Here is a 15106-nt window from a genome sequence, read left to right on the forward strand (position 1 = left end):
GATCGCACTTGTAATTCTTATAAGGCGAGAACAATCGTAAAGGAGCAAAAAAAATATGACTGGGACGATTGTCAATACTGCTGCAATACTAACCGGAAGTGTCATAGGCAGTGTAGTGAGGAAAGGAATTAAGGAAGAATATCAGGGAGTACTGTATACAGCTATGGGACTTGCCGCAACTGTGCTTGGTATTAACGCTGCAGTCAGTAATATATCGGACAGTAAGTATCCCGTTCTTTTTATATTAAGCCTGGCAGTGGGGGGGCTTTTGGGAACAATTTTAAATTTGGAAGAACGCTTTCAGAATCTGGTGGGAAGATTTTCAAGATCCAATCTTGGACAGGGGTTATCCACAGGCATTTTGTTATATTGTATCGGAAGTCTTTCCATACTGGGACCGATACAAAGTGCTCTGAATCAAGACAATACCTATTTGTTTACCAATGCCACTTTGGATTTCGTAACCTCTATGGTACTTGCCTCAACTTACGGTATTGGCATGGCTCTGGCTGCTGTTGTACTCTTCCTGTGGCAGGGAGGAATCTACCTGTGTGCAGGTGCCCTTTCCGCCTTTATCTCCCCGGAACTGATGTGCGAGGTATCCATCGTCGGAGGGATTCTTATTTTCGGTTCAGGCCTGACCATACTGGGTATCAAGAACTGCAAGACTTTAAATCTGCTGCCATCCTTACTGGTTCCTGTGATATGGTTTTTGATAAAAGGAAATTAATGAACGAATAGGAGGCACAGGATATGGGATGTTTAGGAAATATGTTATGGTTTGTATTTGGCGGAGCAGGTTCCTTCCTGCTGAATGTCATATGGCTCATTGTATCAGGTCTGCCTTTGGCACTGGAGCATCTGGCATTGGGAGCAGTGCTGTGTATTACAGTCATCGGGATTCCCTTTGGCCTGCAGCAATTCAAGTTGGCGAAACTGGCATTGATGCCCTTTGGTACAGAGGTGTTTTGAGATGAAGGCGTTAAAAAAGGGGACACCGTCTCAGAATGAGCGTTAAAAAGATTCCAAACGAAGAAGACCGCCGATGGGTAAAGAAAAAAAATAGGAGAGCAGCTGTCTTTGTTTATTACAATGAAAAATGTATATTGTATAAGTCCATGTGAATGATATAATATGAGTAGCCCGACAAATGGAACCTTTGAACCTTGAAAATTTAATACATCGTCATCAATACGTAGTATAATAGAGACATCATCCAATAAAGGAGTGGTATATTATGTCTTTTGCCAAAAACTCATCCCAGCAGGTTAGTCTCTTTGATGCTACATCTAATTTAACCAACCGGGAAAAGAAAATGTTAGATAAATCATGGGCTAAATACTTTGCTGAAAACATTTTTCCAGCCATTGATGAACAGCCTTTAAATGATAGAACTTTAGGCCACTTTCGTGCCCGGTGCAATGTTTATAAGGAAAGCACCGGAATCGATCTTATTTATCATTGTGTTACAAGTCTTTCTGCAGAAGTAGCTAAAATGATGCACCTGAATTCCAGTATGCGCCGCATGGATTCGCTGATGGTGGCTTCTAATATCAAGAAGATGAGTCGATTGGAACTTCTCTATACCTGCGTAGCTAATTTATGCAAACTTATGGCAAAACGAGAAAATTCAAACTTGCCAAAAAGCTTACAGCATTATTTGGAAGATGGTGATCATAATACAGTACTTTATCATAACCGTAGTGAGGATACAGCTAGCAAAACCGATCAGGTTCTTGCTGATGCAACAATCTTAAAAAACGCTTGCAACGATCCGTATGATCAAACGAGCGAGTATCAATTGCTTATCCGTGTAATGGGCGAACAGACTGATAAAATGCCAGTAAGAGGGAAAATAAAATGTGGCTTGTATTTCGGATTTAAAGCAGCCGCCATGAATGTACGTAAGCTTGTCAAATATATGAGTAGCCTGAATACATGCACCCCAAAACCGCAAATATCATGCATGATCTGAATAAGAAGTAGTTGTAAGCACCAGAAAGAGGCTACGATATGGGAGAAAGCCCCAAATTGATGACAATGTATTAAATTTTCAAGGGACATATGGTTTATGGATAAAAATATCATCTCATTTGTCGCTTCACTCATAATATGGATGAAAACGAAATTGTATAATCTGGAGGAAACAAAGATGAGCAATGATTGGAAAAAAGTTGCGGGAACGATTCTAGGGGTATTGTTAGGCAACTTAATAGTTGCGTTTGCCGTTGCGGCTTTTTTTGTGCCACATGGTATTATCATGGGAGGAGCAACAGGTATTGGTCTTACGATCAGCCACTATGCACCTATAAAGCTGTCAACGATCATTTTAATTATCAATGGCTGCCTATTTGTTCTGGGAGCTTTAGCGCTTGGGAAAAAGTTCGTTTTTGCAACAATTGCAAGCACATTTATTTACCCGGCGTTTTTGTCGGCCATTCAGTCTATTCCCGGAATAGATAGTCTGACCGATAATATTATGCTTGCAACTATTTACGGGGGAGTTCTCTTGGGCTTAGGAATTGGTCTGATTGTCCGGGTGGGGTCTTCTACAGGCGGAACCGATATCCTGGCGCTTGTAATTAACAAGTGGTCCCACCTTCCCGTAGCTATATTATTGTATATCGTTGATTTTATTGTACTGGGAATGCAGATGTTTTTTTCCGATTCTGAGCAGATTATGTATGGCATTCTGGCACTTATTCTGGATACGATCATATTGAACAGGGTAATGCTGATGGGACAGTCCCAGATTCAGCTCTTTATTATATCCAGCTGTTATCAGGAAATCCGCGAAAAGTTGTTAAAGGAACTGGATGCAGGGGTAACGATGGTACATGTTGAAACCGGTTATGATAAAGAAGAACAGAAAAGTGTACTCTGCGTCATCCCGCACCGCAAATTATATTCCATAAAGGAGCACATACTGACGATTGATCCCAAAGCTTTTATAACCATTTCGCAAATTAATGAGGTAAGCGGCCGCGGATTTACTATGGAGCGTATTAAACGCAATGATATAACAAGTTTATAATTTTATTATATAGAATGCACTGCCTGCTGTTAATAGTGTCAAAGAAATCAAAGCTGTAAGAACACTATATGTTTGCCAGACCAGTATCGTTTCCCAATCCAGAGCGCAGGATGTTATACACAGGGCAATCGTAATGAGAAGTAAAATCCCTATCGCGATTGCTCTTTTTTTTGTCATTGGGTGTCGCTCATTTGTTATTCTCTTGCGTAACCTTAAGAAAAATAAGAGAACGGCCAATAAAAAGGCAATAATTGTGATGGATGACATAATGATGTCCAAAAGCTGAGTACTGCTTATTTTATAGGACTGTGCCAGATTGCCTTCTAATATATCTACAATCTTTAATGCCAGGCTGGTATTGGTATTTGCGCCGTTAGTCAGCAGACAGACAGCTGTACGGTCCTTTGGCATTATGACTACTTTGCTGCTGAAGCTGGGGTTTCCCCCGGGGTGTTCTATGATTGTCTGGGTGGCGTTTACCGACCAGCCTGCCCCATAATACAGTTCGTTGACAGGCACTACAGACATGTCACCCTGATGGGATTTTTCCATGACTGTGTGAAATTCTTTAGGTATATCCTGCACGATGCCCATCTGTATGCCCATCCAGCGGGCCATATCTTTTGTACAGGAAATGATGTAGCCTGCAGGTTTATTACCGGCGTATTCCGGCGCGTTATATGGAATTGTCTTAAAAAAAGTAGAACGGTAGCCTTGGGCCAGCCATCCGGCAGCCCGGGCTTCTTCTTTATAAACATAAGTCTGTTGAAGGCCTAACGGCTTAAATACCTGTTCCTTCATAAAGCCTTCATAACTTTGTCCCGAAACAACCGCAATAACTAAACCCAATACATCATAGTTAATGGTTCCGTAGCTATATTTTTCACCGGGTGGAAATGCCAGTTCAGCATCTGTCAGCACTTCCACAGTCTTTTGCAGTAAATCCGGTGTATTGCCACGTGGAATATTTTTAGTATGCCTGCCATTTGTCAGGCCGCTGGTATGGTGAAGAAAATTATTGAGTGTAAGGTTTTGCATATCCATAGTTTTCTCATGGTACTTTAATGTAAACCAGGGTAAATATTTCTGTATAGGGTCAGTCATTGACAGCAGTCCTTTCTCTTCTAACAGCAGAATCCCTATGCCGGTAAAAGCTTTACTGACTGAAGCAAGCTCATATAATGTATTTTCACTTGCAGGCAGCTTTTTCTCACGATCTGCATATCCGGATGAAAAGTACAGGACTTCATCATCCGCAAGGACTGAGACTGATATTCCCGGAACACCTGATTTACGGCAGGCATCCTTCAGCAGCCCCTGTATTGCTGCAGACTGCACATCTGTCAGCGCATAACTTTGTGCTGTACATCCTGAGAATAAAAGAGTACTGTTAACACAAAAGCAATAGTCCTTTTCATAAATTTCTCCTTAAAACACGAGTGAATAACATAAATAACCAATAGTTGCAAATATAAAACTTTAAGTTATGATTTCTTAATTATACAGAATTTGCAGTAAAAAATAAAGTAGGTTAGTATTTATTCAAAAAGCAAATAAGCAAAGAACGTATATTATAAAAACCTATTAGACAAGCATAACTAACTCGCGTATACTTCTAAGAAGTGTTTATTTTATAAATTATATTGATTATTACGGAGGGGAGAAAATACGGTGTTTGATGTCAGCTATTTTTTAGAAGTTCTGCCGATTATAGCTTCAAAGTTAAGTGTCACACTGCAGCTGGCACTGAGTGCGACTGTTTTAGCATTGATTCTGGGCGTAATTATTGCGGTCATTGCATATTACAAAGTTAAGATTTTATATCCGGTTACAAGAGTGTATGTTTCCCTTATGCGGGGGACACCGATTGTGGCACAGCTTTACTTTTTCTATTTTGGTGTTGCGGTATACAGTACCATGGTTCGGGATATGACACCTCTTGTGGCAGTTACCATTGTGCTGAGTTTAAATGAAGGTGCTTTCATGTCAGAAAGTATCCGTGGGGCATTGCTTTCCGTAGATGAGGGACAGAAAGAAGCTGCTTATTCACTGGGGATGTCAAATTTTCAACTGGTACGAAGAATCGTCATTCCTCAGGCAGTCAGGGTAGCGCTGCCGCCATTATTCAACGATATCATCAATCTGCTTAAACTGTCATCACTCGCGTTTATGGTGGGGGTTGCAGATATAATGGGAGCTGCGAAGATAGAAGGAGCGAAATCCTTCCGTTTCTTTGAAGTGTATGCAGCAGTTATGGTTGTGTATTGGGCTGTAATCAGTATTCTCGGGTTTGCTCATAAATATTTGGAAAAGAAATGTGCCAGTGCCTATTAAGCAGCTTAACTCATATGTTGTTTAAAATTTTACATATTAAAAATGAAGGAGACAAATGAATCATGAAGAAGAGAATTGCAATGGTATTATCATTAGTATGCGCAGTGTCATTACTGGCAGCAGCTTGTGGAAACAGTAAAAAGGAAGTAGAAGATACAGATACATCAGCAGGCAAAACAAAGACAATTAAAATTGTCACTGGCGGGGATGGAGAGCCATTCAGTCTTATTGATAATGATGGAAAATGGACAGGTATTGATGCTGAGATCTGGGCAGAAATTGAAAAACGCACCGGTTGGAAGGCCGAGGTGGAGAAAACAACATTTGATTCGGTTTTTGGAGAACTGGATGCGGGACGTGCCGATGTTGCGGCAAACTGTTTTGCGGCCAAGGAAGAACGAAATGAGAAATATCAGCCTTCTATTCCGTACTATGGGGATGCACAGACAATTGCAGTGGCAGATGATAATAAAGATATCCAGACCTTTGATGATTTAAAAAACAAAAAGGTGGGTATTATATCCGGACAGGCAAGCCAGACAATCCTCGATGAAATGTCAAAGGAGATTGGATTCGATGTTATCACGTATGAACAGGCAAACATCGGGTGCCAGGATCTTACTCTGGGAAGAATTGATGCCATGGCAAGTGCAGTCACGGTGTTCAATAACTATATGGAAGCGAATGATGCAAAAGTCCGTATGCTTGATGAAAAGTTACTGGCTAACAATGTTACGTATTATTTTCCCAAGACAGATGAAGGAAAAGCCTTATGCGATGCAGTGGACAAAGAACTTCAGGATATGCTGGATGATGGTACGATTGCAAAAATTACAGAAAAGTGGCTGTTTGCCGATATGACAAAGTTGATTACGAAATAGCAGCTATGCATAATACGGACCGGGAAAGGGAATGTTACTGATATGGATAAACCGCTTGTGAAGATTGAGCATTTATATAAGGAATTCGATAAAGATACTAAGGTATTAAAAGATATTAATTTGTCCATTGATAAGAATGAGGTTATTGCAATCCTGGGGCCATCCGGCACAGGAAAGTCCACATTACTCAGATGTCTTAATTATTTAACGATACCGACAAAAGGAAACATTACTATCGGCGATGTCAGTATTGATGCAGAAACGCACACAAAAAGGGAAGTACTTGAATTGCGAAGACACTCATCCATGGTCTTTCAAGGGTATAATCTTTTTAAAAACATGACGGCCCTTGAAAATGTCATGGAAGCCCCGATCAGGGTTCAGAAAAAGAATAAAAAGGAAGCAGAAAAGGCAGCTTTAAAATTACTTGAAAAGGTTGGAATGCTTGAGCGAAAGGATTTTTACCCTTCTAAGTTGTCAGGCGGACAGCAGCAGAGAGTCGGAATAGCCAGAGCTCTGGCGGTGAATCCAAATATATTGTTGTTTGATGAACCTACATCAGCATTAGATCCAGAACTTGTGGTAGAGGTTTTGAATACCATTAAAAGACTGGCAACAGAGGGGACAACAATGATCCTGGTCACCCATGAAGTGGCATTTGCAAGAGATGTGGCAACAAGGGTGCTGTTTATGGATGAGGGAAGCATTGCGGCCGACGGGACACCGGAGGAGATTATAAATCATCCGGAGTACCCAAGACTACAGCAATTTTTGAATTATGTAAATAGAGAATCATAAAACCGGAAGGACTCGCTGCAGAGTCCTTCCTATTATTATAGTAACAAAAAAAGAGCATTATAAGCGGGGTGAGCCGTTTACCCTTTACGGTCCCAAATTTATATTAGATGAGTTCAAGTTGAAAAAACTTCAGAAGCTTTTGCCGGTATTGTATTTGAAATAAATGGATGAAGTAATAAAAGTTATTATTATTATTATTATATATTGACATATTATGCAAATTCTGCTATAATTTCAGGTAGTTAAAGAGAACTAATCAAAGAACAGGAGTTTCATTTTCCCATGCTTGCGGATCCAAATGGTGCAGTAGGAAAGATTTAAAGGTTTATTATAAAAATGTAGAAAACGGAGGTAAATAGTATGAGTCAACTTAACATTGGTGTCGTTGTAGGTAGTGCGAGAAGGGATTCGTTCAGTAAAAAGGTAGCGGAAGAACTTGTTTCATATCTTCCCGAATCCTATCAGGTGCATTTTCTGAAGATTGATCAGTTGGAGCTGTTTAACCAGGATTATGATGATGATGGAACAACTCCAAATTCATGGAAAACATTCAGAGAAGAAGTGAAGGGAATGGATGCGTATATTTTCGTTACGCCGGAATATAACCGATCTATTCCACCTGTATTGAAAAATGCTCTTGATATAGCATCAAGACCCTATGGACAGAACAACTGGTCAGGTAAACCCGGAGCCGTAGTCAGTGTTTCTCCGGGGGCAACCGGAGCTTTTGGCGCAAACCATCATCTGCGTCAGGTTCTGTCATTTTTAAATATTTATACCATGCAGCAGCCGGAAGTATATTTGTCCAACATAGGAGATCTGCTGGATGAAAATGGAAACATAATCGAGGGAACCAGAGGTTTCTTGAAATCTGCTACAGAGGCGTATACAGACTGGGTTTCTAAGTTTAAAGGATAATATAGCAGAGGAACTATTGAAGGATTGCGACTTAATTACACTGCCGTTGGTATGAGGAGGTATTTTTATGGACAAGAAGATATTGGATTTACTGAATGAACAGATTAATAAAGAACTTTACTCTGCATATTTGTATTTGGATATGGCTAATTTCTATTCGGGAAAAGGATTAGATGGTTTCGCTAACTGGTTCGAGGTTCAGACGAAAGAAGAAGTGGACCATGCGATGTTGATGTATCAGTACTTACACAACAATGATGAGAATGTAGTTCTGGAGGCTGTCGGAAAGCCGGATAAGAGCTATAAGGAGATGGCAGAGCCGCTGCAGGCTGCGCTGGATCATGAGAAGTATATTACAGGAAGCATACACAATATCTATGGTGCAGCACAATCTCTCAATGATTTCCGTACAACACAGTTTCTAGACTGGTTCGTGAAGGAACAGGGGGAAGAAGAAAAGAATGTCACCGATCTCATTCAGAAGATGGATTTATTTGGAAGCGAAGCAAAGGGACTTTATATGCTGGATGCAGAGCTGAAGGCAAGGGTTTACGCAGCACCTTCACTCGTTTTATAAAAAAAAGAAAAGGGGGTCTGACCCTTTTGGACGCCGAATTTCGAATTGTCTAAGACAATTCGAAAAACAGAGCTCAAAAGGGTCAGACCCCCTTTTTGGTTTCTTTTTTAATTTCGTTGTGTTAAAATGTTTGTGTTCTATATTTGGAAAAGAAAGGTACACAGGAGTATGAATATTAATCAGAAGATTACAGAAGAACTTGAAGTTAAAGCCTGGCAGGTAGATGCTGCGGTGAAGTTGATTGATGAAGGGAATACGATTCCCTTTATTTCACGATACAGAAAGGAGGCAACAGGCTCTCTTAATGACGAACAGCTGCGCAGGCTGCATGAGAGACTGGTTTATCTCCGCAATCTGGAGGAAAAGAAGGAACATGTATTATCCTCCATTGAGGAACAGGGAAAATTGACCGCGGAGTTAAAAGCGCAGATTCTGGCAGCTGAAACTCTTGTTGTCGTAGAAGATTTATACCGGCCCTACCGTCCGAAACGCAGGACCCGTGCAACGATAGCCAAAGAAAAGGGACTGGAACCCCTGGCCAATCTAATTACGTTACAGCAGATTAAGGAACCGCTGGAGCTGGAAGCCCAAAAGTATCTGTCGGAAGAAAAAGGAGTTGCTTCTGCAGAGGAAGCTATTGCAGGGGCAAAGGATATTATAGCAGAGGCTATTTCGGACGAAGCAAAGTACAGAAGCTGGATCAGGGACATGACCACCCGAAAAGGAAAACTGACATCTAAGGCAAAGGACTCGGAGGCTGAGTCTGTCTATGAAATGTATTATGAGTTTGAGGAACCAGTTGCAAAGCTGGCCGGACATAGGATACTTGCACTGAACCGGGGAGAGAAAGAGAAAGTACTGACTGTGAAACTTGAGGCACCGGAAGAAGATATCCTTCGCTATCTGGAGAAAAAGACAATCCTTCAGGAAAACCCATATACGACTCCAATATTGAAAGCTGTGGTTGAGGACAGCTACAAGCGTTTAATTGCCCCGGCTATTGAGCGGGAAATCCGAAATGAGCTTACAGAGAAGGCAGAGGACGGTGCCATAGAGGTGTTTGGCAAGAACCTTCACCAGCTGCTGATGCAGCCCCCCATTGCCGGACAGGTTGTTCTGGGCTGGGATCCTGCTTTTCGTACAGGCTGTAAGCTGGCTGTCGTAGATGCCACGGGAAAGGTGCTGGCGACAACAGTAATCTACCCCACGGCTCCTACAACACCGCAAAAAATCAAAGCATCTAAGGATATTTTGAAAAAGCTTATATCAAAATACCATGTTACCCTGATCTCCGTTGGAAATGGTACGGCATCCAGAGAGTCGGAACAGATTATTGTGGAGCTTCTGAAAGAAATACCGGAGAAAGTCCAATATGTGATTGTAAATGAAGCAGGGGCCTCAGTATATTCTGCGAGCAAACTGGCAACAGAGGAATTCCCTGAGTTTGATGTAGGACAGCGGAGCGCTGCTTCTATTGCAAGGCGTCTCCAGGATCCGCTTGCGGAGCTCGTAAAGATTGATCCCAAATCCATAGGTGTGGGCCAGTATCAGCATGATATGAATCAAAAGAAGCTGGATGAATCCCTGGGTGGTGTAGTCGAGGATTGTGTAAATAAAGTAGGCGTGGATTTGAACACGGCATCTGCCCCGCTGCTCTCCTATGTTTCCGGAATCACAAGTGCTATTGCGAAAAACATAGTAGCTTACAGGGAAGAAAACGGACGGTTTCTAAATAGAAAAGGCTTGCTGAAGGTTCCAAAGCTGGGTCCCAAGGCCTTTGAACAGTGTGCGGGATTTATGCGTATTACAGGAGGCAAAAATCCCCTGGATGCAACGGGGGTACATCCTGAGTCTTATGAAGCCGCAGAGAAGCTTCTAAAAAAGCAGGGATTCAAACCGGAGGATATCACGGGAGGCAATCTGATAGGGTTGTCACTGACAATCAGGGATTACAAAAAAATAGCGGAAGAACTGGAAGTTGGCGAAATAACCTTGGGGGACATTGTAAAAGAACTGGAAAAACCCGCACGGGATCCCCGGGATGAAATGCCACGGCCTATTTTGCGCACAGATGTACTTGATATGAAGGATTTAAAAGATGGAATGGTTCTAAAAGGAACTGTCCGTAATGTGATTGACTTTGGTGTGTTCGTAGACATCGGAGTGCACCAGGACGGTCTGGTGCACATATCACAGATCACAGATAGATATATAAAACATCCTTTGGAGGCTGTCAGCGTAGGAGACATCGTTGATGTCAAGGTAATGAGCGTGGACTTGAAAAAGAAGAGAATCCAGCTTACAATGCGGGGAATATGATACCTTAAGAAAGCCGTGCAATGGCTTTCTTAAGTTTAGGCCCCAGCAGTGCGGCAATAACGATTTTGACAGTATCTCCGATAAGGTAAGGTATGACACCGATTGTAAGAGCAGCGGTGAAAGTCAGATTCATCTGCCGGGCCAGCCAGAATGTTCCGAACAAATAACAGACAGCGGTCGCTGTTGCCATGCCTGCGACGGCAGGAAAAATTTTTCCGGAAAAAGATTCGATGAAAAAGCCGGCGATCAGCGCTATGAAAATAAATCCTGCCAGGTACCCCCCTGTGGGGCCGGCAAGCTTTGCAGGTCCTCCGGAAAAGCCGGAAAATATAGGAAGTCCTACTGTTCCCAGGAGCAGATAGAGAATACAGCTTATAGTGCCGTATTTTGTTCCCAGCACATAGACAGCCAGATAAATGGCAAGAGTCGTAAAAGTTATGGGAACAGGACTGACAGGCAGAGGAATTGCAATCGGACCTAAAATACAAGTCACGGCTGTCATAACGCCAACAAGTGCAAGATTTTGTGCGGACATAGAGGGCCTATTTTGGGATAGATTATTCATATAAATCTCCTTTATTGGGGGTCTGGGAAACCGGACTCCCTTTTGTTCTATTATAGTTTATCAGTATAAAAGAAATTAAAAAGATTGTCAACCAATAATAAATTCTGGTTAACAATGAAAAAGTATAATTATAATATGACTTATAAGTGAGGCTCTTTTGAATAAGGGGCTGTCCATTTTTAACGGGGATCATCCTTTTTGTTGTTCCTCGTATATTCTTTTGCCGGAAAAGAAAAGTTGATACAGGTTCCAAATCCTGCGTCACTTGTAATGGTAAATTCACTCCTCCCGGGAAAAAGAATTTCCAGCCTTTTTTTGACATTTATAATTCCGATTTTAGTGACAGAAAGATGATTAGTATCTTGAGAAAAAAGGGTCTGCAGCTGTTCGGCAGGGATACCATCGCCATTATCTATTACATCACAGGAAAGTGTATCAGAAGAGAGATAAAAGAAAACACGAATTGACCCTCTTTTTGACACTTGAAAAGCATGAAAAAATGCATTTTCGATTAATGGCTGAAGAAGCAGGTTTGGTATTTGGTAGTTCAGACAAGAATTATCAGCGGTAATTTCAGCATGTATTTCTCCGCCATAACGAGGTTCAATAATCGAAATGTAATTTTCTGCATTTGCAATTTCCTCCTGCAGGCTCACCATCATATTTGTCTTTCCAAGCGTACTTCTTAACAGTGAAATCAGGGAATCAATTGTTTTGTATGCATCCTTTTGATTGTGTATGCTTACCATGTGTTTAATACTGTCCAACGTATTGTATAGAAAATGAGGGTTAATCTGCATCTGAAGTAAATCCAATTCATCACGGCGTTGTTTTTCATAAGCCTGTTCAAGTTGGATGAGATAAACTTTCAGCTTTTCGACCATATTGTTATAGGCATCTGAAATCATATCCATTTCTGTGGAACCATGCATGGAAATGGGGGAGGGGATGTCGCATGACGATGCCATGTGGTTTGCCAGATGTTTTAGTGGTTTCAGGTTCTGGCGGATAATAAGCATTATTGTTACAATTAGCAGTCCCAGGGTAATTGGAATCAATAAAATCATTGCTATCGGGGGCGGATAGGACTGAAATAAAAGTGAAGGCGTAATATGGCTGATGATATAGGAGTTATAATACATCAGATAATCTGAAAGTATTATCTCATCCTGGGAGGTCTGAACGTAAGGAGAGCCATTCTTTTCATTTTCATGGGCCAGTTTTAGGAGCCGCTGATTTTTTTGACCAATTTCAGATGTAATATTACTGGACAGTACGGTACCTGTATTCGACAGAAGCACAATGTTGGTACTTTTGTTAAGAAAGCTTTGGTAGAATTGCCGAAGACTGCTCTCCTTAATTACAATCATAACGCCGCCATAGGGTGTATTATCTGAAGTTAGTAATGACTGACAGCCAATAATAACAGAATAATTTCTTGTAGAATAGGAAACACCTGTCGATTGAGAATCATAGGCGATTGTAGAGGAGGAGGCTGACCGCAAAAAAACAGGCAGATTCATCAATTTTTCAGAAGTCATAGTAACTCCACCATTTCCGGAGCTGACTGCGATACCATTTATACCGAAGACAACTATATCGTAATCCACCATGGCAGCAGGGTTATCAGTGAACAGTTTACCAAGTTGTAATCTTATGGAATATTCATCAGCAGAAGTGGAAATAGGTTTTTTTAACAAATTTTCCAGGTATGGTTTTTGGCGGATATTGTACGCTACCTTTGCAAGGTGATTATGTAAAAGTCCCAGGCTGGCAGATGTCTGGTTTAGAATTTCCAGGTTAGAATCAATTGCTGTATTTTTAACCTGTTTTAGATAAAGAGCAGTCATGGTTCCTGCGCATAAGGAAAGAAGAATCAGGGTGCTTATACATATTGGAAGCAGCAGCATAAAAAGAATAGATTTTTGTTTATGCATCAGGTAGTATCTCCCTTCCGTTTAATATTTCGGTACTGCAGGGGAGGAATGCCGACTAGTTTCTTGAAAATTTTACCGAAATAACTCTGATCGGTATATCCCACTGTAGTGCTGATAGAACTGATACTTTCTTCGGTCTGTATGAGAAATTCCTTTGCATGACGAATTCTGATATCGTTTAGATATTCACTGAAATGCCGTCCTGTATTTGTACTGATATATGTAGACAAATAGGAATAATTCATATGCAAATAATTCGCCAGATCGTAGAGAGTAATCTGATTTGCATAATTCTCCTCCAGAAATTTATGCATGATGGAAATATGAGATTCCGAATCCATGCAGTTAGTTTCAGCTATGCAAAGAGCCAATCCACGATAAGCTTTCTCTAATAATGCATTTACATCCCGGAATGAAAGAGCTGAATCCAGGGACTTAAAAAAATGAATTTCAATATAATTTAAGTCTGTACAATTTGGAGCAGATTTGCGTGCACTCTGGATAGATATATAAAAGGTATACTCCAGAAATTTTTTAAAATTGAGAGGCTTCATGCGGGGTGTGTTCTTTAATGTATCAAGATATTCTGACAGAAAGGAATAAGCCTCCTTAAAGCGGCAGGAATGAACATACTGCATATAGATATCTGTGGCAAAGGCAGGAGCGGACTCAGAAGCGGCAGACAGTTCCGATTCATAAAAACACAGTCTATCTTCAAACAAAATGGAGTAACTTGATAAATCATAAAGTAGCTCCGCTTTTGCCGGAAAGAGTGAAATATCAAGAAAAGGAAGGCTAAGTACGCAGCTTGTATGTGGTGCGATTTCATTAAGTCGATAAAGAAAACCTCCCGTTTCTTCAAGTTCCAGCCCGGACGGACAGCCAATCAAACAAACGCCATGGTTTTGTGTAGTAAAGGCGCAGCAAAATTTGTTGTCGGGCAGCAGAGTTTCCAGATTCTCATGAAAATGATATTCATCCTTGAAATCGGGAAGCGGGTTGTGTATGTAGAGCAGTCGAAATGTCTGAACAGGAAGAAAACGACTGTGAATATAATTTTGAAATTCTTCATATGGCGGGGCGACATACCCGTCCAGTACTTGTCGTGCCAGCAGGGAAAAGGATTTTTCACTTCTTTTGGGTGAGGCGGATTCCAGCGAGAAGGAAAAACGCTCCAGACACTTTAAAAGAGCCTCGCTTGAAATTTTGTTCTTTAGAAGATAGTCTGAAGCCCCATACTGAAACGCACGTCTGACTTTGTCAAACTCATCAAAGTTACTGAGCATAATAACCGGAGGGCCACCTGCTTCATGTACCCGCCTGACAAACTCCACTCCATTCATAACGGGCATAACAACGTCACAGAGAATTAAATCCGGCTTATATTTTCCTAGGGCATCCAATCCTTCCTTGCCGTTAGACGCCTCGCTGATGATTGTGTAGCCGCAGGATTCCCAGTCTAAAAGATACCGCAGTCCTTGCCGGAAGATAAATTCATCATCAATAATCAGTAACTTTTTCATATGTTCTGCAGAAGCCTCCCTTCATCCTTGATCAAATTACAGAAGATTTTCACAATTATACCGTAAATACTAAGCTCAAAAATACTTTGCCAAGTAAGAATATTATAGCATAGCAGAAAAAAAGAATCGAGAAGAAGCCTTGCAAAACAAAATAAATAAGAAAAACCAAAAAGAGTCAGATAATTAAAAACAGAAGAAGATGTATCGGAAAAAAGTAATA

At 41.1% G+C, this 15106-nt stretch carries 14 protein-coding genes; 10 read left to right on the forward strand and 4 right to left on the reverse strand.

The window, feature by feature from the left end:
• Positions 1-55: 55 nt before the first annotated feature.
• The 4 genes from BN3456_RS12425 (at position 56) to BN3456_RS12440 (ending at position 3034) form a co-directional block, all read left to right on the forward strand.
• The gene (locus BN3456_RS12425) at positions 56-730 is read left to right on the forward strand and encodes a DUF554 domain-containing protein (protein WP_089984533.1); all 675 of its coding nucleotides are present in this window, start codon (positions 56-58) and stop codon (positions 728-730) included.
• Positions 731-753: 23 nt separating this feature from the next.
• Entirely contained in the window at positions 754-972 is a 219-nt protein-coding gene (locus BN3456_RS12430) for a YccF domain-containing protein (RefSeq protein WP_089984534.1), read from the forward strand.
• Between the two features lie 265 nt (positions 973-1237).
• The gene (locus BN3456_RS12435) at positions 1238-1975 is read left to right on the forward strand and encodes a hypothetical protein (protein ID WP_242862877.1); all 738 of its coding nucleotides are present in this window, start codon (positions 1238-1240) and stop codon (positions 1973-1975) included.
• A gap of 177 nt (positions 1976-2152) precedes the next feature.
• Positions 2153-3034 (forward strand): YitT family protein, encoded by an 882-nt coding sequence (locus BN3456_RS12440; RefSeq protein ID WP_089984536.1) that lies wholly within the window; start codon positions 2153-2155, stop codon positions 3032-3034.
• Here the strand turns inward: BN3456_RS12440 and BN3456_RS12445 are convergent.
• The gene (locus BN3456_RS12445; RefSeq protein WP_242862878.1) at positions 3029-4372 is read right to left on the reverse strand and encodes a serine hydrolase domain-containing protein; all 1344 of its coding nucleotides are present in this window, start codon (positions 4370-4372) and stop codon (positions 3029-3031) included. The two genes, BN3456_RS12440 and BN3456_RS12445, sit on opposite strands and share 6 nt — an antisense overlap.
• 333 nt (positions 4373-4705) lie before the next feature.
• Here BN3456_RS12445 and BN3456_RS12450 point away from each other — a divergent pair, with 333 nt between their 5' ends.
• From BN3456_RS12450 to BN3456_RS12475, 6 genes are all read left to right on the forward strand, one after another.
• Complete coding sequence (locus BN3456_RS12450; protein WP_089984538.1) at positions 4706-5368, forward strand: amino acid ABC transporter permease; 663 nt, start codon at positions 4706-4708, stop codon at positions 5366-5368.
• 62 nt (positions 5369-5430) lie between these two features.
• Complete coding sequence (locus BN3456_RS12455) at positions 5431-6249, forward strand: transporter substrate-binding domain-containing protein (RefSeq protein ID WP_089984539.1); 819 nt, start codon at positions 5431-5433, stop codon at positions 6247-6249.
• 42 nt (positions 6250-6291) lie between these two features.
• Complete coding sequence (locus tag BN3456_RS12460) at positions 6292-7047, forward strand: amino acid ABC transporter ATP-binding protein (RefSeq protein WP_089984541.1); 756 nt, start codon at positions 6292-6294, stop codon at positions 7045-7047.
• Between the two features lie 360 nt (positions 7048-7407).
• A complete protein-coding gene (locus BN3456_RS12465; protein ID WP_089984543.1) occupies positions 7408-7965 on the forward strand; it encodes an NADPH-dependent FMN reductase in 558 nt (185 codons plus the stop codon).
• Between the two features lie 67 nt (positions 7966-8032).
• Positions 8033-8542, forward strand: coding sequence for a ferritin (locus BN3456_RS12470; RefSeq protein WP_089984545.1), 510 nt, complete (start codon positions 8033-8035; stop codon positions 8540-8542).
• Between the two features lie 168 nt (positions 8543-8710).
• Entirely contained in the window at positions 8711-10861 is a 2151-nt protein-coding gene (locus BN3456_RS12475) for a Tex family protein (protein ID WP_089984546.1), read from the forward strand.
• A 4-nt stretch (positions 10862-10865) separates the two neighbouring features.
• On the opposite strand, the gene BN3456_RS12480 is transcribed toward BN3456_RS12475, so the two are convergent.
• From BN3456_RS12480 to BN3456_RS12495, 3 genes are all read right to left on the reverse strand, one after another.
• Complete coding sequence (locus BN3456_RS12480; RefSeq protein WP_089984548.1) at positions 10866-11426, reverse strand: biotin transporter BioY; 561 nt, start codon at positions 11424-11426, stop codon at positions 10866-10868.
• Positions 11427-11605: 179 nt separating this feature from the next.
• On the reverse strand, positions 11606-13363 hold the full coding sequence (locus BN3456_RS12490; protein ID WP_089984551.1) for a sensor histidine kinase: 1758 nt from the start codon (positions 13361-13363) through the stop codon (positions 11606-11608).
• Entirely contained in the window at positions 13363-14886 is a 1524-nt protein-coding gene (locus BN3456_RS12495; protein WP_089984553.1) for a response regulator, read from the reverse strand. The genes BN3456_RS12490 and BN3456_RS12495 overlap by 1 nt, the downstream gene beginning before the upstream one ends.
• Between the last annotated feature and the right edge of the window lie 220 nt (positions 14887-15106).

The organism is Clostridium sp. C105KSO13, assembly GCF_001517425.1.
In the GTDB taxonomy this organism is placed as follows: domain Bacteria; phylum Bacillota; class Clostridia; order Lachnospirales; family Lachnospiraceae; genus Muricomes.